Below are 22,008 nucleotides of genomic sequence, written 5' to 3' on the forward strand. Positions count from 1 at the left end.
AAGGTGACTGTTATGACCACGATGAACGCGCGATTGAGCGCAATGATGTTCCTGCAGTTCTTTATCTGGGGTGGATGGTTCGTCACCCTCGGTACATTCCTTGCCAGTAACCTGGGCGCCAGCGGCGGGCAGATCGGCATGGCGTTCTCCACACAGTCCTGGGGCGCGATCATCGCGCCTTTCGTGATTGGTCTGATCGCCGACCGTTTCTTCAATGCCGAGCGCATCCTCGCTGTGCTGCATCTGATCGGTGCCGTGTTGTTGTACCAGCTCTATCGAGCGCCGGACTTCAGCGCGTTTTATCCGTTTGTCCTGGCTTACATGATCATCTACATGCCGACCCTGGCGTTGGTGAATTCAGTGGCGTTCCGGCAGATGCGCGACCCGGCCCTTGAGTTTTCCCGCATACGCGTGTGGGGCACCATCGGTTGGATTGTGGCCGGCGTGGTGATCAGTTTTGTGTTTGCCTGGGACTCCCAGGCTGCGATTTCCTCCGGCGGGCTGCGCAATACCTTTTTGATGTCGGCGATTGCGTCTCTCGCGCTGGGTATCTACAGCTTCACATTGCCGAATACCGCACCACTGCCGCCTGAATCGGGCAGCGGTGGGCTCAAGCAAATGCTCGGGCTGGACGCCTTGGGCTTGCTGAAAGACCGCAGCTATCTGGTGTTCTTTATCGCCTCCATCCTGATCTGCATTCCGCTGGCGTTTTATTATCAGAACGCCAATCCGTTTCTGGCGGAAATCGGCGTGGCCAATCCCACCGCGAAAATGGCCATCGGTCAAGTCTCCGAAGTGCTGTTCATGCTGCTTTTGCCACTGTTCATTCAGCGTTTCGGCATCAAGATCGCGCTTTTGGTAGGGATGCTGGCGTGGGCCTTGCGCTACCTGTTGTTCGCTTACGGCAACAATGCTGATCTGGTGTTCATGCTGTTCACCGGCATCGCGCTGCACGGCATTTGCTACGACTTCTTCTTCGTTTCGGGCCAGATCTACACGGACGCCAAAGCCTCGGAGCGCTTCAGAAGTTCGGCTCAGGGCCTGATCACTCTGGCTACCTACGGGTTGGGCATGTTGATTGGCTTCTGGGTGGCAGGGAAGGTGACCGATCATTACGCCTTGGCGCCAGGCCATGACTGGAAGAACATCTGGTTATTTCCGGCAGGGTTTGCCTTGGCTATCTTTTTCTGTTTTTCGCTGGCGTTCCAGGGCCGGCAGCCGGTTGCGCAATCGACTCACTGACCACCTTGCCTTGACCGAGGCACCGTTGCCGCGCGAGTCTTCGGTGCGGGGCGGGATCGTTGCTGATCCCGGTGCCGCTACCGGGTGAGCACATCCCTGCAAGACACCCGATGCCTGATAATGCACCGTCGTTATCATTACGTCTCGAATTCGGACCCGTCTATGGATAAGTTGCTGGCGCTGAAAATGTTTGTCGAAACCGTGCGCTGTGGTGGTTATTCGTCAGCGGCGCGCAAGCTCGGCATCTCCACTTCGTCAGTGACGCGGCAGGTGGCGGCGCTGGAAAACGAGTTGGGCGCGAGCCTGCTTAACCGCACCACACGCAATACGAGCGTCACGGTAGCGGGGCAGAACTATTTCGAAAAAGCAGTGGCGATCCTCGACGCCATCGACGAAGCCGATGCCGTGGTTACCGACCGTGGTAGCGCAGTCCAGGGGCGTTTGCGGGTCAGCGTGCCGGTGGAATTCGGCCGGCGTATCATCGCTCCCCATCTGGGACGATTGCTTGATCGCCATCCTGGCCTGGAGATCAGCCTCTCGCTGAGCGACGAGGTCACTGACCTGCTCAGCGAGCAAATCGATGTGTCGGTACGTCTCGGTTCATCGGTCGTCAGTGATGACATCGTCAGTAAGCGTTTGGGTGATTTCCAGCGTTGGGTGGTGGCGAGCCCCGAATACCTGACGCGGACCGGGCTGCCCCGACACCCGCGTGACCTGTTGGAGCATCAGTGCCTGCGTTTCGATTACCGCGCCGGACACCAGAATTGGACGTTCCAGGGCCATGAGGAAGTCATTCGCGTGAATGTGCAGGGACGGCTGCAGAGCAACAATGCTGACATTCTGCGCGAGGCGGCGCTGGCCGGTGGCGGGGTGACTCTGTTGGCCGATTGGCTGGTGCGTGACGACGTTGGCAAAGGTCGGCTGACCCGCGTGCTGGAGCAATACGAGGTCAACCCTGGGAGTGCAAGTACCTGCATCAATGCGCTGTATCTGCCCAATCATCGCGGTTCCAGTCGCATCAATGTGTTTATAGAGTTTCTCAAGGAAATACTCGCCCCCTGAGCACGTCCTGTGCATTGGGAAGGACAGCGTTGGGCGCCGCGTGGCCAGTCGCCACGCCATCATTGGTAAAGCAGCTGGCCATATTTTCGCCGACGGCCCATCTTGATTTGACGAATAGATAGTTGTGCAATACAACTAACTGTACGTATCGTCTGAGGTATTTCCCGTGATCCATTCCCAATCGGGCCTGATCGACCAAATCCGTTCGGCCTCGCGTCTCATGGTGCGAGAGCTTGGCTTCATGCGTGCCACGCTGGCCGCGACGGGTTATCCGCCGTCGTCGGTGCACACAATAGTGGAGATCGGGAGTCGGGAAACGCTGACGGCGGGCGAGCTTGTTGAGCTTCTTGGCCTGGAAAAATCCAGCGTCAGCCGGATGGTCCGCAAGCTCATCGAGGGCGGCGAGATCGAAGAAATTCCACATGAGGATGATGCGCGCTCCAAGAAGCTGCGGCTCACTGAGCAGGGCAAAAAGACTTTGCGAGCCATTGATGCGTTCGCTACGAAACAGGTAGACGCGGCCGTGTCTCACTTGACCGAGGAGCAACAACAGACGGTGAGTGAGGGCATCGCCCACTATGCGGCCGCCCTGCACGCGCATCGGTGCGGTACCGAGCTGCCCCCGACGCAGTTGAGCATTGCCCGAGGTTACCGTTCTGGGGTAATCGGCCGCATCGTGCAGATGCATGCCGATTACTACGCAAGGCATTCCAGTTTTGGCCAGCCGTTCGAAAGTCTGGTCGCAGCGGATATGGCTGAACTGATGGGACGTTTGCACAATCCACGCAACGAGGTTTGGGTAGCTCTGGATGGCCAGCGAATTGTCGGTTCTATCGCTATCGACGGCGAAGGAGAGGGCGGCGAAGCGATTCTGCGCTGCTTCATTCTCGATGACTCAGCGCGAGGCAAGGGTGCAGGCAAGCGCTTGCTGGCTGAAGCGATGAAGTTCTGTGACGAGAGCGGCTTTTGTGCAACGAGACTCTGGACGTTCCAGGGCCTTGATGCCGCTCGCAAACTTTATGAAGACTTCGGTTTCAGGTTAGTGCAGGAGCAAGAGGGACAGCAATGGGGCGCGCGGGTCACGGAGCAGTGTTTTGTACGACCCGGTCCTGCGTCCTGACCTTTATCTTGATTGGCGTCAAACGCTTGGATCGGTGTGCTCTGTATCCTGCAGAGGAACTCAGGCGGTCAGGCGGTCAGGCGCACGCGCGAGTGGATTCCTCGCTGTGAGTGAATCGTGTTGCTGTATCGAGAGCGAAAATCCCATGCTCTATCCGCTGTTTCTCACCTTGCATCTGTTTGCCGCACTGATTTTCATCGGTACGGTGTTTTTCGAAGTCCTATTTCTGGAAAGCATCCGCAAACAGCTGCCGGCCAAGGTCATGCTGCTGGTCGAACAGGGCATCGGTCGTCGCGCCCGCGCCTTGATTCCATGGGTTCTGCTGGTGTTGTTCGGTGCCGGGCTGGGGATGGTCTGGCTGCGTTATTTGCCTGTCCTCGCGACACCAATGGCTTCATCGTTTGGCACATTGCTGATGGTGAAGATCGTCGTCGCGGTCAGCGTACTGCTGCATTTTCTGGTCGCCATGGCGCTGTTCAAAACTGGTCGGATGAAGGCTCGATTCCTGCATTTCATCCATGGCAGCCTGTTCTGCCATATGGTCGTCATCGTTCTGCTGGCCAAGGGTATGTTTTATCTGACCTGGTGAGCGGATTTTCCCGCAGGTCCGTTGCGTAACCAGCACTTTGCTCATGCTTGATACAAGTCAAGGAGCACAAGGCGCCAAACCCCGACACTGGTGGTCCGCAGCCTGTCTCGGAGACCCGTCATGCTCAATTTATTTCACGATCCCAGCGGGCTTGACGCTCGGTGTGAGCAAAGCGTGCTCGATCCCAACGGCCATGTCGACACTGAAAAATTCCACGCAGGTATCGGCTCTCTGGATTTGCTGCGTGCCCTGCGCGTCAGCCGCAAGCGGGGCCGCCCGCTGTCACTGAATGTGCAGCTGCCTGCCAACCTGAAATCATTCTCTTGTTCTTCGCGCGATAGCTCCGGCGAGCACGGTGGTATCGAACGCTATCTGCAGTGTCTGGAACATGAAATCAACCTCGTCAGTTGTCACCTCAGGTCGGAACAGCTGGTCGAGCAGTTTCATCTCGGGGGCCGCACACCGGCTACTGCACACCTGCGGCGGCTGATGAGCCACCTTCGTCGCCGCTTCAATTTTCTCGGCCATGAGTCTGGTGACTACAGCATCGAAGTGGACCTGCACCATACCGATTGGTCGACCATGGGCGTGCTGCGTGACCTGGGCTTCAATCAGGTCAGCATCGGCGTTCCGGACATCGGCGTTGACAGTGAGATGTCGGGGGCTTGCTACCAGAATCCGGCGCCAATCCATTCGCTGGTCGATGCCGCTCGCACTTTTGGCTACCGCTCCATCAATGTCGATCTGGGCTATGGCCATGCCTGGCAGACACCGGAAAGTTTTGCGCTGAAACTGACAACCATCATCGAACTGGAGCCGGACCGGCTGCTGGTATTTGATTATGCCGAGCCACCCCATCGCTATCGGCCAATGGCCGGAGACAAACTCCGGGCGGCGTGCAGCCAGGAAGATAAAGGCGCCATGCGCCTCATCTGTTTTACCCAGTTGATCGGTGCTGGTTATCACCACATCGGCCTGGGGCAGTTTGTCCGGCACGATGACGATCTGGCGATTGCTCAGGAGCGCGGCCGATTGCGTCGCAATTATGAGGGATTTACCCGTCACGGGTATTGCGACCATATCGGCTTGGGTTTGGGCGCTATCAGTCAGATCGACAATTTATATACGCAAAATACCGACGATCTGCAGCGCTATCAGCAGCAACTGGACAGGGATCAATTGCCAACCAGTCGCGGCTGGCGCTGCGAGGCATGAACCCGATGCAAGTGGATTGATCATGACAACTTCATTTAATTTCAATCGCGCCCTGGTCGAAAAGTATGACCGTCCGGGGCCGCGCTATACCTCTTACCCGACTGCGCCGCAGTTTCATCAGGCGTTTGCTGTCGATGACTATCAATGTGCCGCCTCCGACAGCAACCTGGTGGCGGTGCCCAAGTCCCTGTCGGTCTATATCCACATCCCGTTCTGCAAGAGCCTTTGTTACTACTGCGCCTGCAACAAGATCATTACCCAGAAAACCCACCGCGCCGTCGAATACCTGACTTACCTCAAGCGGGAAATCGTCATGCAGGCCGCCCTGTTCGACCGTTCGCGCAAACTCACGCAACTGCACCTGGGCGGTGGCACGCCGACCTATCTGACCAGCGAACAGCTGGCTGACCTGATGGATTGCCTGCACCAGGCATTTGACATGGATGACAGCGATGACCATGAGTTTTCCATCGAAGTCGACCCTCGCACCATCAGCGCTGAGCAGATTCAGTCGTTGCGCCAGCTGGGCTTCAATCGCCTGAGCTTTGGCGTGCAAGACTTTGACCCGGACGTGCAGGCCGCGGTCAATCGCCAGCAAAGCGAAGAGCAGATTTACGCGCTGGTCGCTGCGGCGCGCCAGGCGCGATTCAAATCGATCAGCGTCGATCTTATCTACGGTCTGCCCTTGCAGACCGTGAGCAGTTTCGATGTCACCCTCGGCAAGATCATCGCGTTGCGTCCGGACCGGATTGCGGCCTACAGCTACGCCCATTTGCCGGAGCTGGTGCGCGCGCAGCGGCTGATTCGTCCGGCCGACATGCCGCCGCCGGAGCGCAAGCTGGAGTTGCTTGAACTGACCATCCGCCGTCTGACCGAGGCCGGTTATGTCTATATCGGCATGGACCACTTCGCCTTGCCGGACGATGAGCTGGCGTTGGCCCGGGCCAATGGCACGTTGCAGCGCAATTTCCAGGGTTATTCAACCCATGCCGATTGCGATCTGATCGGTCTCGGTGTGTCGTCGATCGGCAAGGTCGGCGACAGCTACAGCCAGAGCGTCAAGGAGCTTTCACAGTATTACGCCCGGCTCGATCAAGGCTTGCTGCCGGTGCATCGGGGTTATCGATTGAGCGCCGATGATCAGCTGCGCCGTGAAGTGATCAGCGATCTGATGTGCCATGGCCGAATCGATTTCGACAAATTTGAAGCGCTGCATGACTTCTGCTTTACCGAGTATTTTGCCGATGCCCTGGCGCAACTGGATGAGCATGTTCGCGATGGATTGCTGCAGATTCACGACGACTCGCTGGTGCTGTTGCCCCACGGGCATCTGATGATGCGCAGCGCGGCGATGGCCTTTGACGCCTATCTGGGCGGCGAGCAGAAAGGCCGGTTTTCACGCACCGTTTGAAGTGGCGAGGCGCTCTGTCGCAAGGATTTTATCGAGTTGATTTCAATCAAGGGCAGGCTGCGCAACGCACCCTAACATGAGCGCAAGACCCTGGAAATCAGCGAATTCATGACAATCCATCAGCCTTCGATACATGGCAACCGACGCGCCTGGAGCGTCCGGCTGATGGTGATAACCCAACGACAACGTCGACCGTCTGCTGTGGCTCTACCCGCAGGTGCGACTGTTGATGAATAGCCCCGGGATCGAATTGCTGCGCGGCGTGCAACGGGCCTTTCCGGTAGTGAAATCGCCGGGCGTACTGGACAGCCATCCGCTGATGAAATCCACCCTCCAAACCCTGACCACCCGCTGCTGACGGGCCTGGAAACCCTGCGCCATTTCGCGCGACTCAAAGGGGCAGCGCCCGCTCAGGTGGACGTGCTGCTGGAAGAAGTTGGCTTGACCGGTGCGGCGCATCGCCGGGTCAAGACTTACTCCAAGGGCATGCGCCAACGCCTGGGACTGGCGCAAGCCTTGCTCGGCGAACCGCGCCTGTTGTTGCTCGACGAGCCGACGGTCGGCCTTGATCCCATCGCCACCCAAGACCTCTATCGGTTGCTCGATCGTCTGCGCAGCCAGGGCAGCAGCATCATTCTCTGTTCCCACGTACTGCCGGGGGTCGAGGCGCACATCAACCGCGCGGCGATTCTGACCCAGGGGCGCCTTTTGGCGCTGGGCAGTCTGCGCAACCTGCGGGAGGAAGCCGGGTTGCCGACGCTGATTCGCGCTAACGGGCTCAAGCGCGCCGGGCCGTTGCAGGAATCCTGGAACGACGCCGGGTACGTCACCCAGCGCTGGGGTGCGGAAGGTCTTGAGGTGGCCGCGCTCAATGGCAGCAAGCTTGACCTGTTGCGCCAACTGCTCAATGAAGACGACCCGGCTGACGTGGAAATAACCCCACCGTCCCTGGAAGACATCTACCGCTACTACATGGGGCGGGCGGGTGCGACCCCCAACGGAGAGATCGTATGAACCCGATCTGGAACATGGCCCGCAAGGAGTTCAGCGACGGCATGCGCAACCGCTGGTTGTTGGCGATCAGCATGCTGTTCGCGATATTGGCCACCGGTATCGCTTGGCTGGGGGCCGCGGCGTCCGGTCAACTGGGATTTACCTCGGTGCCTGCCACCATCGCCAGTCTGGCCAGTCTGGCGACTTTCCTGATGCCGCTGATTGCCTTGCTGTTGGCCTATGACGCCATTGTCGGCGAAGACGAAAGCGGCACCTTGCTGCTGTTATTGACCTATCTGCTCGGGCGCGGGCACATCCTGCTCGGCAAATTTATTGGCCACGGGTTGATCCTCGCACTGGCGACGCTGATCGGATTCGGCTGCGCAATGCTGGCCATCGCCCTGCTGGTGGAGGACGTTGAGCTGAACCTGCTGCTCTGGGCGTTTGGACGATTCATGTTGTCGTCGACGCTACTGGGGTGGGGCTTTCTTGGACTGGCCTATGCGTTAAGCAGCGTGTCTGCCGAGAAATCCACGGCGGCCGGGCTCGCGTTGGGCGTGTGGTTTTTCTTCGTGCTGGTGTTCGACCTGGCACTGCTGGCATTGCTGGTGCTCAGCGAAGGGCAGTTCAACCCGAAAGTGCTGCCCTGGTTATTGCTGCTCAATCCTGCCGACATCTATCGCTTGATCAATCTCTCCGGTTTCACAAACGGCACCAATGCCGCAGGCGTGCTGACTCTGGGCAGCGATCTGCCGGTGCCCGGCGCAATGCTCTGGTTATGCCTGATGGTGTGGGTTGCCGTGCCGTTGGGCTCGGCCTGGCTGCTGTTCCGCCGCCGGGTGACATGAATTCACACTTTGGTTTTGGAGCATCTGATGATCAACACTCTATTTTCGACGACGGCACGTGCGGTGGCTGGCTTGATGATCTGTGTGCTGCTGGCGGCCTGTGACGAGCCCGCTAAAGCCAGCTACAGCGACGCTGCCGTGGCGTTTCATCCCAGTGATGAGTGTCATGTCTGCGGCATGATCATCGACGGCTTCCCCGGGCCCAAGGGCGAAGTGGTCGAGCGTTCCGGGGTCAAGAAATTCTGCTCCATGGCGGAGATGATCGGTTGGTGGTTGCAGCCGGAGAATCATCCTGGCGATGCCAGGCTGTATGTTCACGACATGGGCCGCAGTTCATGGAACGCTCCAACTGATTCTCATCTGATCAATGCCAGGGATGCTTTCTATGTGGTCGGCACTCGACTCAAGGGGGCCATGGGCGTGGTGCTGGCTTCGTTCTCCAGTCAGCAGGCTGCCGAGACACTTGCTGCCGAACAAGGCGGCCGTGTGCTGCGGTTCAGCGAGATTGATCAACCCAGGCAAACAATCCGAGCACCGCGAGCGGGTGCACTTCACTGAAAGCGCGGCGCTGGCCGGGCGCCAATGAGTCGAATGCTTCGGGTCGTGGGCATGGTGCCCCTGACCACTATCGACTATCCGGGACAGCTCGCCTGTGTGCTGTTTTGCCAGGGTTGCGCCTGGCGTTGTCGTTACTGCCATAACCCGCAGTTGATCCCGCCGCGCGGCGCGGATGAAGTGGAGTGGCGCCAGGTCCTGGGCTTTTTGCAGCGTCGGCAGGGCCTGCTGGATGCGGTGGTCTTCAGCGGCGGTGAGCCGACCCTGCAAGACAGCTTGTCCGACGCCATGGCCGAAGTGCGGGCGATGGGTTTTCGCATTGGTCTGCACAGTGCCGGGATCAAGCCGTCGGCGTTCGCCAAGGCACTGAGCGCAACATGATGATTGCCAGCGCCACGGAGGAACAGGCATTGGTCGCGCGTGAGGTGGATCGCAACCTGATGGGTATTCGCAACTTGTCTGAACAGGTCTTGCTGGGGGCGCGACATACGCAAACCGCCGGCCTCGATCTGGCGCAGATGGCTGGGGCGCTGCACCAGACAGTGGCGCGCTTCAAGGTCTAGTTCAGCCTGAGCAGGGCCGGATGGGTGGTTGGATCAGGGCGTTGAGGGACTCAGGCCCAACCCCAGAATTGCAACCACCATCCCACTCCGATCAGACCGTTGGCGAGCAACAGGCAAACGCCACCAGACAGGCGCCGAGCCAGGCCAATGCCTTCGCGGTCCAGGCGTTTGCAGCCCAACAGCAGGCTCCAACCCATCGCGGCCATCAACAGACAAGCGCGGGCTGGCTGGACCCACTCCAGCAACAGACCTTCATAGCGCAGCAATTTCACTGTCGTGGCCGACAGCCCGAGAAATAATCCTGCACCACCCAGGGGTGTGAGCGTCAACGCCAGAGGCCAATACAGTGCAGGGTCCTTCGCCAGTCGCGCCGTCACTTGCAGGAGGATCAGCAGCGTGGTGCCGAGGAGCATCGAACTCAGGCTCAGATAAACGACAATGCTGAAACCGTCCAGCCAGCTGAAGCTGTCGTTGAGCAGCGGGTAATGGGTGAGTAACCACCACGGCGCGTCATCCTGCAACGCCCAGAGCTGATCGTGTTCCACCAGCCATTGGGCGAGGGTTTGTTTGAGGGTGATGAACCAGGGGCTGACGGTCCACTGAAACGCACCCATGGCCAGGCCGATCACGCCAAACAGCAGCAACCGGGCATCCCAGCGGGACAGCGTCTGCGCCGTCGCGTGAAGAATCTCCTGGTTGCTGGAACGAGCGATCAGTTGGACCGCGCCGCGTTGTCCGCTGCAGCGGCCGCAGGCATGGCAATCACTGGAGCCCCGCAGGCGACGGATATCCAGGAGCGGCGCGCAATTGGGCGGCGGCAGGCGTGGCGCGGCATTTTCGATCCAGCGCTGCTCATCGACCTGAAAATGCACAGGTGCCAGTCGGGCGAGCAGGGCGAAGACCCCGCTGACCGGGCACAGGTAACGGCACCAGACCCGTTTGCCCCGGGCAAACAGCAGGCCGATGCCGACCGCCGCGACGGTCGAACCGCCAAGAATCAACAACGCTGCCTGCGGGTAGTCATAAACGCTGATCAACTGGCCATAGAGGGTGGTCAGGCAGAACGCCAGGGTTGGCCAGCCGCCCCAGCGCAACCAGCGCGGCACCCCCAGACCTTTACCGTACTGGCTGGCCCATTCACTCAGGGAACCTTCCGGGCAGAGAACGCCGCACCAGAGCCGCCCGAACAACACCATCGACAGCAGCACGAACGGCCACCAGAGCCCCCAGAACAAAAACTGCGCGAACACGGTCAGGTTGTCGAGCATCCGCGCCTGGCTGTCGGGTAGCGGCAACAGGGCGGGGATCACCAACAGCAGCGCATAAAAACCTACGACGACCCACTGTACGGCGCGAATGAGGCGCGCGTGGCGGCGCATGCCGTCCCCCACGCGCTGCAGCCATCGATTGCGCCAGCTCAGGTCGGGCATGGCAGGTTTTCCGCAGTCCGTTGCCGTAGCCAGCCGCCGACGACCAGCCAGTAACCGACCCACACCAGCAAGGTCATGCCACTGGGGGTTGCCCGATAACCGGCAAAACCGGCAAGAAAACTGCCCAATCCATGGCTGTCGCTCAACAGAGCGCTGCTGTCCCAAAGCGCCTCGCCAACGAGGCTATAAACCCACTCCGGCACATCGAGCGCCAATAGTTGGCCGTTGATGCGCTCGCTGCCGCTGACCAGCAGTGCCGCGCCAAGCATCAGCAGGATGATTTCGCTGATTGCAAAGAAGCGCTGCCAGGAAATGAAGCGGCGACTGCTGTGTAACAGGCCGATGGTGAGCGCCGACAGCACCAGTCCGAATGCGCCACCGACGGCGAACAAGGCCAGCTCCGGGCCTCGCAAACGCGCGCCGGCACCGTAGAGAAATACCACGGTCTCGCTGCCTTCGCGGCTGACGGCGAGCATCGCCAACACTAACAGCCCAAGGCCGCCGCGCCGGGCCAGATGGCTATCGGCGTGGCGTCGCAAGTCATGTTTGAGCGTGCGCCCGTGGTGATGCATCCAGCCCACCATTTGCACCATCAGCAGACTGGCAATCAGCGCCAGTGCGGCCTGGAACCATTCACTGGCCGAGCCGCTCATGGCCTCACCGGCAAACAGAATCAGCACCGCGAGCAGGCCTGAGAGCAGCAAACCCAGCATCACACCGCCCCACAGGAACTTGACCAGCCGATTGCCTTGGCCTTGCTGGCTGGCCCAGGCCTGGAGAATGCCGATCACCAGCAGCGCCTCGACGCTTTCGCGCCAGACGATGAACATTGATTGATTCATGGAAACTCCGTGCGTGGACGGGTTATTTGGCGAGGATGCCGCCCTCGGGCAGTTGCGGATTGAACTCGTCGAAAAAGGGATAGTGACCGGGCCTCAGCGGGTGAATGACGACGAAGGTGGTGACGCCCGGCGACAGTACTTTTTCAACCCGCAGCGGTGTGCTCTCGAACTCGGCCGGCCCTTGACCATCGTTTTTCAGGACGATCTTGAAACGCTGCCCGGCCGGTACCTCCAGCAAGGCGGGAGTGAAGTGGCCATCGCGCAGGATCAGTTCGTAGGTCGGTAGCTCGGCATGGGCGGTCAACGGCGCAACGGCTCCGGCGAGCATCAGCCAGGCAAGAGGCAGGCGCTTCATTCAATAGCCGCCTTTTTTACCAATCCCGGCGTAGATGAATTCGTAGTGCAATTCGCAGCGTTCGAACCAGGGCGCTACACCGGTTTCCTTATCGGTATGACGTCCGAGGGAGCCGTGACCGGCGGGTGGCAGGACGGTGAAGGTCAGTTGATATTTGCCCGGCCCCAGCAACTTCACGTTGTCGCCATAGTGCGGGCCGTCATTGGCGACCATCGCATGGAAGTCGCCCTTGAGTTCGTCCGGGTCGCCGGCTTTTTTCAAGTTGAACGAGACATTGAGGTAAGGCACGAAACTGCCTTCCTGAAAGCCCTGCCGATTGTCGGCGGTGGCCCGAATGTCGGCCTCCAGATGGACATCCGAATCGGCCGTGGCCCGCATCATGCCAGCCGGCGCCATCTCGATCGGTTGCAGATACACCGCCCCGACTTCCAGCCCCTGACACAGCTGTGGTTCTCCAATCGGGTATTCCTTTGCGTGAGCCAAAGGTGCAAGCAGGAGCAGGGCGAGTGAGAGGTGGGTACGCATGATGTCTTCCTGAGCACTGACGAGTAGGAACCCGAGTCTAGGAAGTTTTTCTGCGAATAATAATGATTGTTATCAAGTTTCGTGTGATTAAACCGCTGGCTCGTCACGCTGGCGAAATCGTTGGGCGCGTTCGACGCTGTGGGTCATCTGTGCAGCCGCGTGAACGGTCAACGGATGTTGGGTAAAACCGGGTCTGGGGGAAATGTAGTCGGCCATTTCCCGGGCCACGGCGAGCTGGCGTTCCGAACCTTCGGCCAGCAGCGCGATGACCAGGTTTTCCAGGGCAATGACCCGGACACGCAAGTGAACCAGTTCGGCGTGGGTCAACGCGGGCGGGGCGGTGAACGCCTCGCCATCGATGGACTGTGCGGCGTTTTGATCGTCCCATGTCGACAGGGGTGGATGGTCGGGTGTCTCAGCATTTTGGAAAGGATTTTTATTGAGCATGAGCGACGTCTCCAAGTCTGATCAGCAGTTGCAAGCTTAGCCCCAGGATCGCGATGGGGCGAGGGCAGCTGCTCGATGTCGATATCTTGATATCCATCAAGGATAACGTTGCACCCAGGCTGTAAGTTGGGAGTACGCCTCTCGATGAACGGAGAACGGCATGGCCAAGAACTTCCCCGCCAACCCCTCGCACCCCGAACGGATCTGTTGGGGATGCGACCAGTATTGTCCGGCCAAATCCCTCGCCTGCGGCAATGGCTCCGACCGGACGATGCATCCGGCCGAGCTGTTCGGCGAAGATTGGGACGTACCCGGCGACTGGGGCCTGGACAAGCTCATCGTCACAGACAAAGCGCCGGATAAAGGTGTGTAGTGGGTTGGCATCACCCTGCAGTGACACTTCAAGGGCTCGTCGTCCTGATGCGCCTGACCGTTGCGTGACCGGTATTTAAATCCCGAGTCCAAACCTGAAGTTGCCAAACTTCCAGTCTGGCGAACTTTTCTGGTAGCAGCCTGGCTGGTTGGCCGGTGTTGCGTCGCAGGATATCTTCCCGACTTTGCTTGAACCCTGGCCTTCGCCGGTGCCGCGTTCGCTGTATACAGCGCAGCCACCCAGCATCGGCAACGCTAATGCCAGGGCAAGTATCAGATGCTTCATATGTCTTTCCTTAAACATAAATGGGTTCGGCCATTAAAACATATCTGATTACCTGCACCCGGCACTGCCGGGTGGTTTCAGCGCAGCAATCCACGCTGCGCGAGATTTCTCATCAATGCGCCGACCCCAAACGTCCAGGGCGGTGCCTGATGGCTGCCGGTCACGCGGTTGTGCAGGGCGCCCAGTGACGCGGATGAAATGCTCACCAGATCGCCTTCCTTGTGAGTAAAGCCCTGGCCTGGCAGGTCGCGATCATCGGTGGGGGCGAAGAGTGTGCCGAGAAACAGCACGAAGCCGTCCGGGTATTGGTGGTTGGCATTGAGTGTCTGCGCGGCGAGATCTGCCGGATCACGGCTGATCTGACTCATGGAACTACTGCCGTTGAGCACGTAGTCGTCATTGCCTTCGACCCGCAGGGCCACTTCACAGCGCCGCACATCGTCAAGGCTGAAATGTTCGTCGAACAGGCGAATGAACGGCCCCAATGCGCAGGAAGCGTTGTTGTCCTTGGCCTTGCTCAGCAGTAACGCGCTGCGGCCTTCGACGTCGCGCAGGTTGACGTCGTTCCCCAGGGTCGCACCGTGAATACGGCCTCGGCTATCCACGGCCAGCACCACTTCCGGTTCCGGGTTGTTCCAGCTCGACTCGGGATGAATCCCGATGGCGCTGCCGCTGCCCACGGCGGCCAGGAGCGGCGCCTTGGTGAAGATTTCCGCGTCAGGGCCGATGCCGACTTCCAGGTACTGCGACCACATTTTTTGCTCAATCAATACCTGTTTCAGGCGCAAGGCTTCCGGGGAGCCGGGGCGCAAGTCACGCAGGTTGTCGCCGATCACGTTCTGCACCAGGCCACGGATTTGCTCGGCACGCTGCGCGTCGCCGCCGGCTTTCTCCTCGATGACCCGTTCGATCATGCTGGCGGCGAAGGTAACACCGGCGGCCTTGATGACTTGCAGGTCCGCCGGTGCCAGCAGGCTGGGCTTCGCCGGATCGCGCAGCTCGCCGCTGTTGGCCAGCAACGCTTCTATTGTGCCCAGCGAGGTGCCAATGGCGTCGCGTACCGCCTGCAGCGGGGCTTCGTTGTCCAGCAGCTGGCTCAGGGTCGGGAAGCGTGCGGTGCAGTCGATGACTTCACCGTCACGCAGCACCACCACGGCCGGACCGCCAAGTTCGCCCGGCAGCCACACGCGACCGACCAGCGTCGCGCGTTGCCAATCGTCGGGCAGGGTATTTCCAATCGTCAATTGCAGCGCTTGCATAAGGCTGATCCTTGGGTTCAGTGGGAATGGCGCGGGGTGCCGTTTTCCGGGATAACGCGCCAGTACAGAGTGGCCGGTTCCAGACAGCCGCCCGTGGACAGCTGGCCGACCAGTTGCCGGTAGAGTTCCTGCCATGGGGTTTGCGAAGGGGCGAGGGCGGGCAGCGGTTCCTGGCGACGGACGTCCAGTTCGGCGTCGTCCACCAGTAGATTGACGCTGCGCGCATTGAGGTCGACGCGTAGCCGGTCACCGGTGCGCAGCAGCGACAGGCCGCCACCCACGGCGGATTCCGGGGACATGTTGAGAATCGACGGGCTGGCTGAAGTGCCGCTCTGGCGACCGTCGCCCAGGCACGGCAGCGAGTCGATACAGGCCTTGATCAGCGCGGACGGCGGCGCCATGTTCACCACTTCGGCGCTGCCGGGATAACCAACGGTGCCGCAGCCGCGAATCACCAGGATGCAGCGCTCATCGATGTCCAGAGTCGGGTCGTTGATCCGTGCCTGATAGTCTTCAGGCCCTTCGAACACGATGGCCCGCGCTTCGAAGCAGTTGGGTTGCAACGGGTCGCTGAGGTAGGTGCTGCGGAACGCTTCGCCCACCACCGACATCTTCATGATGGCGCTGTCGAAAAAATTGCCGCTCAGGACGATGAAACCAGCGCGGTGCTTGAGCGGGTCTTCCCAGGTACGAATGACGTCGCGGTCGCCAGTCACGGCATCTGCAACGATCTCGCCCATGGTTCTGCCACTCACCGATTGGCAATCACGGTGCAGTCGGCCGACCTTGTCCAGTTCATGCATCACGGCGGGTACGCCGCCCGCGCGGTGGAAGCCTTCACCGAGATATTCGCCAGCAGGCATGCAATTGACCAACAGCGGCACGTCTTCTCCGACCCGCTGCCAGTCTTCCAGTGACAGGTCGATGCCGCTGTGGCGGGCGATGGCGATCAGGTGCGGTGGGCAGTTGGTGGAAGCGCCCAACGCGGAGGCGACGGCGATGGCGTTCTCGAACGCCGCGTGGGTCATGATCTGTGACGGACGCACGTCTTCGCGAACCAGATCGACAATGCGCAGACCTGTGGCATAGGCCATCTGCCCGCGCTCGCGGTAGGGCGCAGGAATGCTCGCGCAGCCCGGTAACGACATCCCGAGCGCTTCGGCCAGGGCGTTCATCGACAGGGCCGTGCCCATGGTGTTGCAGTGGCCAACCGAGGGTGACGACGCGGTAGTCAGGGTCATGAAGCCCTCGTAGTCGATTTCGCCCGCGCTGAGCAGATTGCGCGCATGCCACAGCACGGTGCCTGAACCGATGCGCTGGCCCTTGTGCCAGCCGTCGAGCATCGGCCCGCCGGACAGCACGATTGACGGCAGATCGGTGGTCGCCGCGGCCATCAGGCAGGCTGGCGTGGTTTTGTCACAACCGGTGGTGAGCACCACGCCATCCAGCGGATAGCCGTGCAGCACCTCCACCAGTCCCAGATAAGCGAGGTTGCGGTCCAGTGCGGCGGTGGGGCGACGCGACTGCTCGGCAATCGGGTGCACGGGGAATTCCATCGGGATGCCGCCCGCGTCGCGAATGCCGTCCTTGACCCGTTTGGCCAGTTCGATGTGATGGCGGTTGCAGGGTGTCAGGTCGCTGCCGGTTTGGGCGATGCCGATGATCGGCCGCCCCGATTGCAGCTCGGCGCGAGTCAGGCCCTGGTTCATGTAGCGTTCCACGTACAGCGCGGTGAGATCGGCGTGAGCCGGATCGTCAAACCACTGCTGACTGCGCAGGCGGCGTAGGGTTGGATCGGTCATGGCAGGCTCCAGCAAGTTATTCAGGCAATGGGTTGTGGCGGCGTAGCTGACGGATCAGTCCGGCATGGTCAAGTTCGCCGTCACCGGCCTCGACCATGGCCTGGAACAGTCCGTCGACCAGATTGGCCACGGGCAGCGTCAGGCCCAGGGTTCGGGCCTGGGCGAGGGCGGTGTGAGTGTCCTTGAGTTGCCATTTGGCAGCGCCGCCGGGGGTGAAATCGTTGTCGAGCATGCGTTGGCCATGCTGACGCCAGATCGGCGAGTCGACGAAACCGCCGAGCAGCGCTTGATGGACTTTCGCCGGGTCGGCCCCGCCACGCTCAGCCAGCAACAGCCCTTCGGCGACGGTGGCGATGGTGCTGGCGACGATCAATTGGTTGACCAGTTTGGACAGCTGACCAGTCCCGGCCGGGCCGACATGCACCGCACGACCCATGACGTCCAGTACCGCGCGGCCCTGTTCGAATGCCGCTGCGTCACCGCCGACCATGATTGCCAGGCTGGCTTCACGGGCGCCGCGTTCGCCGCCGGACACCGGTGCGTCGAGGTAGCGCAGCCCTTGTGCAGCACACAAGCGGGCGTGTTCGACGGCGGTTTCGACAGGGATCGAACTCATCACGATCACCAGCGCACCTTCGGCCAGCGCCAGCGCGGCGCCGCCTTCGCCAAACAGAATCTGGTCACAGGTCGGGCCATCGCTGAGCATGCAGACCAGCACCTGTGCGCCGTCTGCTGCCTGCGCGGCAGTCTCGAAAATGCTTGCGCCGTGGGCCGCGAGTTCCGCAGCCTTGGCAGCCGAGCGGTTCCAGATCTGTACCGGATAACCGGCCTGCAGCAGGTTGCTGACCATGGGTTTGCCCATGATGCCGGTGCCGATGAAGGCCACGGTTTGCCGGGTCATGCCTTGTCTCCCAAGGCGTCAGTGGGGGCGCTTTTCGTATCAATCAGCGGCGCCGGATTGCGCGGCATCAACACCATGCCCAGGCCTCCGGCGCCGACCAGCGCGGCAATGATCAAGAAGCCCGGCGTGTAGCTGCCGGTCACGTTGAACAGGAACCCGGTCAGGTAAGGACCGGTGAAACCGCTGAGGTTACCGATGGAGTTGATCAAGCCAATCCCGGCTGCGGCGCCGACGCCGGTCAGCACTTGCCCGGGCACGGCCCAGAACACGTTGATTGCGCTGTACACGCCCATGGCCAGCAGGATGAAGCCGATGACGATGATCCACGGTTGATTGATCAACAGCGCCAGGGCAATGGAGGCAGCGGCGAGCATCGCAGCGCCGCCCGCGTGCCAGTGACGTTCCTGCAAGCGGTCGGAGCGGCGGCTCCACCAGATCATCGCCACCGCAGCGACGGCATACGGGACGGCGGTGATCAGGCCGTTCTGCATCAGGCCGATCTCCAACCCGAACGAGGCGCGGAACGACGCCAGCACGGTCGGCAGGAAGAAGTTCATGGCGTTGGAGCCCGAGGTGATGCCGAAGTACACCAGCGCCAGCATCCACACCTGACGACTGCCCAGTGCCTTGCGAATCATCTGGCCCTTGGTTGGTTGCACGCCGACCACCAGAGGTTTGTTGCGCTCTTCCTGATCGAGGGTCTTGATCAACCAGTTACGCTGTTCGGCGGTCAGCCAATGGGCATCGGCAGGGCGGTCAGTGAGGTAGAAAAAGCACACCACACCGAGGATCAGTGCCGGCACGGCTTCGACGATGTACATCAAGCGCCAGCCGACAAAACCCCAGGTATCACCCAGTTGCATCAGGCCCACCGACAGCGGCGCGCCGACGATTTGCGCAATGGGTACGCCCAGGTAAAACGAGGCGATCATCCGCGCTCGGTAGCGCGCTGGGAACCACAGCGACAGCAGGTAAATCACGCCGGGAAAAAAGCCCGCTTCGGCGATGCCGAGCAGTACGCGCAAGGTGATGAAATGTCCGGCGGTCTGTAGAAAACCCATGGCCCCGGCAATAATCCCCCAGGTGACCATGATCCGCGCGATCCACACCCGCGCGCCGTAGCGGTGCAGCAAAATATTGCTCGGCACTTCGAACATGAAGTAGCCGAGGAAGAAAATCCCCGCGCCCAGCCCGTAAATGGTCTGGCTGATGCCGATGTCCTCGTTCATGCGTAACGCCGCGAAGCCGACGTTGTTACGGTCCAGGAAGGCTACGACGAACAGGAGGATAAGAAACGGAATCAAGCGCCGGGTCACGCGCTTGATGGTCTGTTTTTCGATGTCCGAGACATCGGGATGTGGTGTGATCATGTCGCACAGCCTCATTATTTTTGTTGTTATCGATAGGAGAAGCGTGAGTCGTCAGTCACCGCTAGCCAGCGGCGGTGTCCTCGATATGGGCGCGGATGATGGCGTCGAAGTCAGCGTCGGCGTTAAAGCCCAAGGCGCGTGCGCGGGGTGCATCGACCTTGCTGGGCCAGCCTTCGACGATGCGCTGAATGGTGGCGTCCGGTTCCCAGCGAATCAGCTTGACCACCTCGGCACCGGCCACTCGCTGCAGGGCCGCAACCATGTCGGCGACGGTGGTGGTCACGCCGGGCAGGGGAATGATGCGTTCATCGCCCAAGGTCTCGGGTGACAGCAGCATGGCGTGCAACATCGCCTCGATGACCCGGCGTGGCGAGGTGAGATAAACCTGAGTGTCCGGTCGCACCGGGCAGACGGCGGTTTGCCCCACCAGCGGCTCGCGAATGATCGAACTGAAGAAGGTCGAGGCTGCCTTGTTCGGCTTGCCGGGACGCACGGCGACAGTGGGCAGGCGCAATACGCGCCCGTCGACAAAGCCCTTGCGGGCATAATCGGCGACCAACAACTCGCCCACCGCTTTTTGCATGCCATAAGACGATTTCGGCGTCAGCACCGTGTCGTCGTTGACGACCTCCGGCAGCTTGCCGCCGAATACCGCAAAGCCGCTGGCGTAGACCAATCGTGGCGTATTGCCCTGTTTACGCAGGGTTTCCAGGAGCGTCATCAGACCGTGCAGATTGACCTGCATGCCCAGATCGAAATCAGCCTCGGCAGCCGAACTGACCACCGCTGCCAGATGCCACACCAGATCCACACCATCGGTGACCCGCGCCACCACATCGGGGTCGGCAATGTCGCCGGTGATCAGTTCGATGCGTGGGTCGTTGGGCAAGTGTTCGCCGGCAAAGGCGTCGAACAGCACGATGCGCTCAATGACCTGTGGAGCCTGACCTTCGAACGTCAGGCTGTGCAGGGCCAGCAAACGCTCGGCCAGTTGTTTGCCAATAAAACCCGTGCCGCCGGTGATGAGGATCCGCATGTGTCACTCCTTTTTTTATTGTTGAATGAAAAACACCTAACCATTTCGTTGGAGCGAGGCTTGCCCGCGAATCAGGCGCGTAGGTGAGCCAGACACACCGCGTTATCGTTCTTCGCGGGCAAGCCTCGCTCCAACAGAACAGGGTCGGTCAGTCAGCCTGCACCGTGCGTTGGCGCTGTTCGCCGAGACCGGCGATGCCCAGGCGCATTTCCTGGCCCGCGCGCAGGAACACCGGCTCGGGTTTCACGCCCAGACCCACGCCCGGTGGCGTGCCGGTGGAAATGATGTCACCGGGCTGCAATGACATGCAGCGGCTGAGGTAGGCAATCAGCGCAGGAATCTGGAACACCAGCGTGCGGGTGTTGCCGTTCTGGTAACGATGCCCGTCGACTTCCAGCCAGAGATCGAGTTGATGCGGGTCGGTGATCTCATCGCGGGTCACCAGCCATGGGCCGATAGGGCCGAAGGTGTCGAAACCCTTGCCTTTGTCCCAGGTGCCGCCGCGCTCAAGCTGCCATTCGCGCTCGGACACGTCGTTGATGACGCAATAGCCCGCCACGTGTTCCATGGCGTTGCTCTCGTCGATGTAGCGACCGCCCTTGCCGATCACCACACCCAACTCGACTTCCCAGTCGGTCTTGGTCGAGCCACGCGGGATCTGCACGTCATCGTTCGGGCCGTTGATGGCGCTGGTCCATTTATTGAAAATCACCGGTTCGTCGGGCACCGGCATGTTCGATTCTGCCGCGTGATCGGCGTAGTTGAGGCCGATGCAGATGAACTTGCCCACCTGGCCGACGCAAGCGCCGATGCGTGGCGAGCCACTTACCAAAGGCAGGCTTGCCACGTCGAGCTTGCTCAGCGCTTCCAGGCTGGCAGGTTCCAGAGCCTGGCCGGTCAAATCAGCAATGTGAGCCGACAAATCGCGAATCTGTCCTTGAGCGTCCAGCAGGCCGGGTTTTTCCTGGCCTTTCTCGCCATAGCGTAGCAGTTTCATAGAGGATTCCTGAATGGATGAAAAAAGGATCAGACGCTCATGCCGCCATCGATGACATGCACGCCGCCGGTAGTGTAGGCACTGGCGTCGCTGGCGAGATACAGGGCCAGGCGGGCGATTTCTTCGGCCGTGCCGATGCGGCCCATGGGTTGGCGATCAACAAAAGCCTGATAGACCTCCGCTTCCGAACGCCCTTGGGCGCGCGCCTGTTCAGCAATACGTTGGCGCAGGGAAGGCGAGTCGACCGTGCCGGGGCAGATGGCGTTGCAGCGAATGCCTTTGCTGACGTAATCGGTGGCCACTGATTTGGTCAGGCCGATCACTGCGGCTTTGCTGGCGGTGTAGGCGAAACGGTTGGGTACGCCTTTCACGCTGGAAGCCACCGAGGCCATGTTGACGATGCTGCCACCACCCGCCGCAAGCATGCCGGGCAGGAACGCGCGAATCATCCGGTACATGGCGGTAACGTTGAGGTCGAAGGAGAACTGCCAGGCCTGTTCGTCGCAATCGAGCAACGCACCGCTGTGCACGTAGCCGGCACAGTTGAACAACACGTCCAGCGTGCCCACCTGTTGGGCGATGGCGTCGATGGCCGAGGGCTGGGTCACGTCCAGTTGCAACACCTGGATGCCGGGGATGTCCTGCAACGCTTCAATGTGCAGGTCGGTGGCGATCACCTGGGCGCCAGCCTCCTGGAAAGCCAGGACCGAAGCACGGCCGATGCCTTGTGCCGCAGCGGTAATCAAAACGCGTTTATTGGCGAGGTTCATGGTGGATGTCCATTGTTG

General features: G+C 60.7%; 21 protein-coding genes and 5 pseudogenes. 13 read left to right on the forward strand and 13 right to left on the reverse strand.

From position 1 onward, the window contains the following. The first annotated feature begins 12 nt into the window (after nucleotides 1-12). The 12 genes and pseudogenes from AFK24_RS10060 to AFK24_RS10110 all read left to right on the forward strand — a co-directional run. The gene (locus AFK24_RS10060; protein ID WP_065833092.1) at nucleotides 13-1,242 is read left to right on the forward strand and encodes a nucleoside permease; all 1,230 of its coding nucleotides are present in this window, start codon (nucleotides 13-15) and stop codon (nucleotides 1,240-1,242) included. Between the two features lie 162 nt (nucleotides 1,243-1,404). Beyond that, a complete protein-coding gene (locus AFK24_RS10065) occupies nucleotides 1,405-2,304 on the forward strand; it encodes a LysR family transcriptional regulator (RefSeq protein ID WP_065833093.1) in 900 nt (299 codons plus the stop codon). A 220-nt stretch (nucleotides 2,305-2,524) separates the two neighbouring features. Continuing rightward, nucleotides 2,525-3,424: a bifunctional helix-turn-helix transcriptional regulator/GNAT family N-acetyltransferase gene (locus tag AFK24_RS10070; protein WP_065833203.1), complete on the forward strand. Its 900-nt coding sequence runs from the start codon at nucleotides 2,525-2,527 to the stop codon at nucleotides 3,422-3,424. A gap of 145 nt (nucleotides 3,425-3,569) precedes the next feature. After that, nucleotides 3,570-4,013 carry a CopD family copper resistance protein gene (locus tag AFK24_RS10075; RefSeq protein ID WP_065833094.1) on the forward strand — a complete coding sequence of 148 codons (444 nt, stop codon included), beginning with the start codon at nucleotides 3,570-3,572 and terminating at the stop codon, nucleotides 4,011-4,013. Between the two features lie 120 nt (nucleotides 4,014-4,133). Next, nucleotides 4,134-5,225: pseudogene (locus AFK24_RS10080) on the forward strand (coproporphyrinogen III oxidase); the annotation flags it as partial. A gap of 25 nt (nucleotides 5,226-5,250) precedes the next feature. Further along, nucleotides 5,251-6,639: an oxygen-independent coproporphyrinogen III oxidase gene (gene hemN, locus AFK24_RS10085; protein WP_065833096.1), complete on the forward strand. Its 1,389-nt coding sequence runs from the start codon at nucleotides 5,251-5,253 to the stop codon at nucleotides 6,637-6,639. Between the two features lie 175 nt (nucleotides 6,640-6,814). Then, nucleotides 6,815-6,997 (forward strand): annotated as a pseudogene (locus AFK24_RS29875) (nitrous oxide reductase family maturation protein NosD); the annotation flags it as partial. Beyond that, nucleotides 6,985-7,653 (forward strand): annotated as a pseudogene (locus AFK24_RS10090) (ATP-binding cassette domain-containing protein); the annotation flags it as partial. The pseudogenes AFK24_RS29875 and AFK24_RS10090, both read left to right, overlap by 13 nt. Continuing rightward, on the forward strand, nucleotides 7,650-8,480 hold the full coding sequence (locus tag AFK24_RS10095) for an ABC transporter permease (protein WP_065833097.1): 831 nt from the start codon (nucleotides 7,650-7,652) through the stop codon (nucleotides 8,478-8,480). The pseudogene AFK24_RS10090 and the gene AFK24_RS10095, both read left to right, overlap by 4 nt. A gap of 27 nt (nucleotides 8,481-8,507) precedes the next feature. Then, nucleotides 8,508-9,038 carry a nitrous oxide reductase accessory protein NosL gene (locus AFK24_RS10100; RefSeq protein ID WP_139110485.1) on the forward strand — a complete coding sequence of 177 codons (531 nt, stop codon included), beginning with the start codon at nucleotides 8,508-8,510 and terminating at the stop codon, nucleotides 9,036-9,038. A gap of 24 nt (nucleotides 9,039-9,062) precedes the next feature. Beyond that, a pseudogene (locus AFK24_RS10105) lies at nucleotides 9,063-9,404 on the forward strand (anaerobic ribonucleoside-triphosphate reductase activating protein); the annotation flags it as partial. After that, nucleotides 9,389-9,598: pseudogene (locus tag AFK24_RS10110) on the forward strand (methyl-accepting chemotaxis protein); the annotation flags it as partial. The pseudogenes AFK24_RS10105 and AFK24_RS10110, both read left to right, overlap by 16 nt. A gap of 50 nt (nucleotides 9,599-9,648) precedes the next feature. Here the strand turns inward: AFK24_RS10110 and AFK24_RS10115 are convergent. The 5 genes from AFK24_RS10115 to AFK24_RS10135 form a co-directional block, all read right to left on the reverse strand. Continuing rightward, on the reverse strand, nucleotides 9,649-11,028 hold the full coding sequence (locus AFK24_RS10115; RefSeq protein ID WP_065833099.1) for a 4Fe-4S binding protein: 1,380 nt from the start codon (nucleotides 11,026-11,028) through the stop codon (nucleotides 9,649-9,651). Further along, nucleotides 11,016-11,870, reverse strand: coding sequence for an FTR1 family iron permease (locus tag AFK24_RS10120; protein ID WP_065833100.1), 855 nt, complete (start codon nucleotides 11,868-11,870; stop codon nucleotides 11,016-11,018). Before AFK24_RS10120 ends, AFK24_RS10115 begins: the two co-directional genes overlap by 13 nt. 22 nt (nucleotides 11,871-11,892) lie before the next feature. After that, on the reverse strand, nucleotides 11,893-12,225 hold the full coding sequence (locus tag AFK24_RS10125) for a cupredoxin domain-containing protein (protein WP_065833101.1): 333 nt from the start codon (nucleotides 12,223-12,225) through the stop codon (nucleotides 11,893-11,895). Next, on the reverse strand, nucleotides 12,226-12,750 hold the full coding sequence (locus AFK24_RS10130; RefSeq protein WP_065833102.1) for an iron transporter: 525 nt from the start codon (nucleotides 12,748-12,750) through the stop codon (nucleotides 12,226-12,228). It abuts the gene before it with no gap. 87 nt (nucleotides 12,751-12,837) lie between these two features. Then, nucleotides 12,838-13,197 (reverse strand): hypothetical protein, encoded by a 360-nt coding sequence (locus AFK24_RS10135; protein ID WP_065833103.1) that lies wholly within the window; start codon nucleotides 13,195-13,197, stop codon nucleotides 12,838-12,840. Nucleotides 13,198-13,357: 160 nt separating this feature from the next. On the opposite strand from AFK24_RS10135, the gene AFK24_RS10140 reads away from it, so the two are divergent. Further along, entirely contained in the window at nucleotides 13,358-13,570 is a 213-nt protein-coding gene (locus AFK24_RS10140) for a DUF3079 domain-containing protein (protein WP_065833104.1), read from the forward strand. A 75-nt stretch (nucleotides 13,571-13,645) separates the two neighbouring features. On the opposite strand, the gene AFK24_RS10145 is transcribed toward AFK24_RS10140, so the two are convergent. From AFK24_RS10145 to AFK24_RS10180, 8 genes are all read right to left on the reverse strand, one after another. Beyond that, nucleotides 13,646-13,855 carry a hypothetical protein gene (locus AFK24_RS10145; RefSeq protein WP_065833105.1) on the reverse strand — a complete coding sequence of 70 codons (210 nt, stop codon included), beginning with the start codon at nucleotides 13,853-13,855 and terminating at the stop codon, nucleotides 13,646-13,648. Between the two features lie 77 nt (nucleotides 13,856-13,932). Beyond that, the gene (locus AFK24_RS10150; protein ID WP_065833106.1) at nucleotides 13,933-15,114 is read right to left on the reverse strand and encodes a fumarylacetoacetate hydrolase family protein; all 1,182 of its coding nucleotides are present in this window, start codon (nucleotides 15,112-15,114) and stop codon (nucleotides 13,933-13,935) included. Nucleotides 15,115-15,131: 17 nt separating this feature from the next. Then, complete coding sequence (locus tag AFK24_RS10155) at nucleotides 15,132-16,916, reverse strand: IlvD/Edd family dehydratase (protein ID WP_065833107.1); 1,785 nt, start codon at nucleotides 16,914-16,916, stop codon at nucleotides 15,132-15,134. Between the two features lie 16 nt (nucleotides 16,917-16,932). Next, nucleotides 16,933-17,817 (reverse strand): NAD(P)-dependent oxidoreductase, encoded by an 885-nt coding sequence (locus tag AFK24_RS10160; RefSeq protein WP_065833108.1) that lies wholly within the window; start codon nucleotides 17,815-17,817, stop codon nucleotides 16,933-16,935. After that, the gene (locus AFK24_RS10165; RefSeq protein ID WP_065833109.1) at nucleotides 17,814-19,187 is read right to left on the reverse strand and encodes an MFS transporter; all 1,374 of its coding nucleotides are present in this window, start codon (nucleotides 19,185-19,187) and stop codon (nucleotides 17,814-17,816) included. Before AFK24_RS10165 ends, AFK24_RS10160 begins: the two co-directional genes overlap by 4 nt. Nucleotides 19,188-19,248: 61 nt before the next feature. Then, on the reverse strand, nucleotides 19,249-20,223 hold the full coding sequence (gene denD / locus AFK24_RS10170; RefSeq protein WP_065833110.1) for a D-erythronate dehydrogenase: 975 nt from the start codon (nucleotides 20,221-20,223) through the stop codon (nucleotides 19,249-19,251). 148 nt (nucleotides 20,224-20,371) lie between these two features. Beyond that, nucleotides 20,372-21,220 (reverse strand): ureidoglycolate lyase, encoded by an 849-nt coding sequence (locus AFK24_RS10175; RefSeq protein WP_065833111.1) that lies wholly within the window; start codon nucleotides 21,218-21,220, stop codon nucleotides 20,372-20,374. A 29-nt stretch (nucleotides 21,221-21,249) separates the two neighbouring features. Beyond that, nucleotides 21,250-21,990: an SDR family oxidoreductase gene (locus AFK24_RS10180; RefSeq protein ID WP_065833112.1), complete on the reverse strand. Its 741-nt coding sequence runs from the start codon at nucleotides 21,988-21,990 to the stop codon at nucleotides 21,250-21,252. Between the last annotated feature and the right edge of the window lie 18 nt (nucleotides 21,991-22,008).

Origin of the sequence: Pseudomonas syringae, assembly GCF_001698815.1 — a bacterium.
Lineage (GTDB): Bacteria > Pseudomonadota > Gammaproteobacteria > Pseudomonadales > Pseudomonadaceae > Aquipseudomonas > Aquipseudomonas syringae_A.

Excerpts from the sequence above, each read along its gene's own strand:
- AFK24_RS10125 (WP_065833101.1), bottom strand. The coding sequence starts at position 12,225 with ATGAAGCGCCTGCCTCTTGCCTGGCTGATGCTCGCCGGAGCCGTTGCG.
- AFK24_RS10145 (WP_065833105.1), bottom strand. The coding sequence starts at position 13,855 with ATGAAGCATCTGATACTTGCCCTGGCATTAGCGTTGCCGATGCTGGGT.
- hemN (WP_065833096.1), top strand. The coding sequence starts at position 5,251 with ATGACAACTTCATTTAATTTCAATCGCGCCCTGGTCGAAAAGTATGAC.
- AFK24_RS10120 (WP_065833100.1), bottom strand. The coding sequence starts at position 11,870 with ATGAATCAATCAATGTTCATCGTCTGGCGCGAAAGCGTCGAGGCGCTG.
- AFK24_RS10060 (WP_065833092.1), top strand. The coding sequence starts at position 13 with ATGACCACGATGAACGCGCGATTGAGCGCAATGATGTTCCTGCAGTTC.
- AFK24_RS10155 (WP_065833107.1), bottom strand. The coding sequence starts at position 16,916 with ATGACCGATCCAACCCTACGCCGCCTGCGCAGTCAGCAGTGGTTTGAC.
- AFK24_RS10095 (WP_065833097.1), top strand. The coding sequence starts at position 7,650 with ATGAACCCGATCTGGAACATGGCCCGCAAGGAGTTCAGCGACGGCATG.
- AFK24_RS10165 (WP_065833109.1), bottom strand. The coding sequence starts at position 19,187 with ATGATCACACCACATCCCGATGTCTCGGACATCGAAAAACAGACCATC.
- AFK24_RS10150 (WP_065833106.1), bottom strand. The coding sequence starts at position 15,114 with ATGCAAGCGCTGCAATTGACGATTGGAAATACCCTGCCCGACGATTGG.
- AFK24_RS10135 (WP_065833103.1), bottom strand. The coding sequence starts at position 13,197 with ATGCTCAATAAAAATCCTTTCCAAAATGCTGAGACACCCGACCATCCA.
- AFK24_RS10130 (WP_065833102.1), bottom strand. The coding sequence starts at position 12,750 with ATGCGTACCCACCTCTCACTCGCCCTGCTCCTGCTTGCACCTTTGGCT.
- AFK24_RS10075 (WP_065833094.1), top strand. The coding sequence starts at position 3,570 with ATGCTCTATCCGCTGTTTCTCACCTTGCATCTGTTTGCCGCACTGATT.
- AFK24_RS10100 (WP_139110485.1), top strand. The coding sequence starts at position 8,508 with ATGATCAACACTCTATTTTCGACGACGGCACGTGCGGTGGCTGGCTTG.
- AFK24_RS10115 (WP_065833099.1), bottom strand. The coding sequence starts at position 11,028 with ATGCCCGACCTGAGCTGGCGCAATCGATGGCTGCAGCGCGTGGGGGAC.
- AFK24_RS10180 (WP_065833112.1), bottom strand. The coding sequence starts at position 21,990 with ATGAACCTCGCCAATAAACGCGTTTTGATTACCGCTGCGGCACAAGGC.
- denD (WP_065833110.1), bottom strand. The coding sequence starts at position 20,223 with ATGCGGATCCTCATCACCGGCGGCACGGGTTTTATTGGCAAACAACTG.
- AFK24_RS10070 (WP_065833203.1), top strand. The coding sequence starts at position 2,525 with ATGGTGCGAGAGCTTGGCTTCATGCGTGCCACGCTGGCCGCGACGGGT.
- AFK24_RS10175 (WP_065833111.1), bottom strand. The coding sequence starts at position 21,220 with ATGAAACTGCTACGCTATGGCGAGAAAGGCCAGGAAAAACCCGGCCTG.
- AFK24_RS10140 (WP_065833104.1), top strand. The coding sequence starts at position 13,358 with ATGGCCAAGAACTTCCCCGCCAACCCCTCGCACCCCGAACGGATCTGT.
- AFK24_RS10065 (WP_065833093.1), top strand. The coding sequence starts at position 1,405 with ATGGATAAGTTGCTGGCGCTGAAAATGTTTGTCGAAACCGTGCGCTGT.
- AFK24_RS10160 (WP_065833108.1), bottom strand. The coding sequence starts at position 17,817 with ATGACCCGGCAAACCGTGGCCTTCATCGGCACCGGCATCATGGGCAAA.